The following is a 1,266-nucleotide window of genomic DNA, read 5'->3' on the forward strand; positions in this document are numbered from 1 at the left end:
CCTTCGCGCGGCACGTGCCGCAGACGCCGCCCTTACAAGCGAACGGCAGGTCAGGCCGTGCGCGCTGTGCTCCATCGAGGATGACAGTGCCCTTCGGCAGCGCCATCTCCGTCGAACGCCCATCGAGCACCACGGTGACCTTGGCGCTCGGTCCGTCAACGACCGGCTCGTCGTGGCGGGTGACAACCGGTTCATCGACATAAAACAGCTCTTGGTGCACGCGCTCTTCAGGCACGTCCAACGACGTCAGCAGGCGCTGAGCGTCGGTGACCATGCCGTAGGGCCCGCACAGCCACCAGTGGTCGACATCGGCCACATCGAGCAGCAGGGGCAGCAACGCACGCAGCTTCGCTTCATCAAGGCGCCCGCTGAACAGCTCCGCTTCGCGAGCTTCGCGCGACAGCACGTGCACTAGCTCCAAACGCGTGCGGTAGCGGTCTTTAAGGTCCGCCAACTCGTCCGCGAACATCACGGTGCCAGACCGGCGATTGCCGTAGAGCACGGTCACACGCGACTTCGGGTGCGCGAGCACGGACGCGGCGATCGACAGCACGGGCGTGATGCCGGAGCCCGCCGCGATCAGCACGTGGTGGCCGGGCACGTCCACGTCGGGGGTGAACGACCCCGTGGGCGGAAGCACCTCGATCTCGTCACCGGGCTTCACATCGCGCACGAGCCACGTGGAGAACAAACCGGACGGAACCTCGCGCACGCCGACGCGAGGACGCGCGCCCGCCGGAGCGCAGATCGAGTACGAACGGCGCTCANNCAGCTCGTCCGGCACGTCGAAGGTGACCGCGACCGCGTCGTCGCACAGTCGCTCGACGTCGGCCACGCGCAGAGGATGGAACACGGGGCGTGCCACGTCAGATCTCCTTGAAGTACTCGAACGGCTCGCGACAGGCACGGCAGCGGTGCAGCGCCTTGCACGCGGTCGCGCTGAACCGGGACAGCTCCTCGGTGTCGCGCGAACCGCACTGCGGGCAGCTCAGCCTGGGCGCGGGCGGGTCCAGGCGCAGCGGCACCGGGCCGACCGCACGAGGACCGACGCGCGCGGGCGGCGAGATCCCGGCTTCGGCGAGCTTGCGGCGGCCCTCCTCGGTCATCCAGTCCGTCGTCCACGCGGGGCTGAGCACCGTGCGCACTTCGGCGTCGGCAAAACCATTGGTGTGCAAGGCGGTCACGAGGTCGTCGCGCATCTCCACCAGCGCCGGGCAGCCGGAGTACGTCGGCGTGATCACCACGACCACGCGCCCGTCCTCCTCG

General features: G+C 68.9%; 2 protein-coding genes. Both read right to left on the reverse strand.

Annotation, left to right across the window (positions count from 1 at the left end):
- The coding region (locus tag CCN37_RS31790; protein WP_086828013.1) for a 2Fe-2S iron-sulfur cluster-binding protein at positions 1 to 865 on the reverse strand (865 nt) is incomplete at its 3' end.
- 1 nt (position 866) lies between these two features.
- Positions 867 to 1,266: 1,2-phenylacetyl-CoA epoxidase subunit PaaD (gene paaD, locus CCN37_RS31795; protein WP_086828016.1), on the reverse strand; the 400-nt coding region annotated here is incomplete at its 5' end.

Origin of the sequence: Allokutzneria sp. NRRL B-24872 (assembly GCF_002155965.1) — a bacterium.
Classification (GTDB): Bacteria; Actinomycetota; Actinomycetes; order Mycobacteriales; family Pseudonocardiaceae; genus Allokutzneria.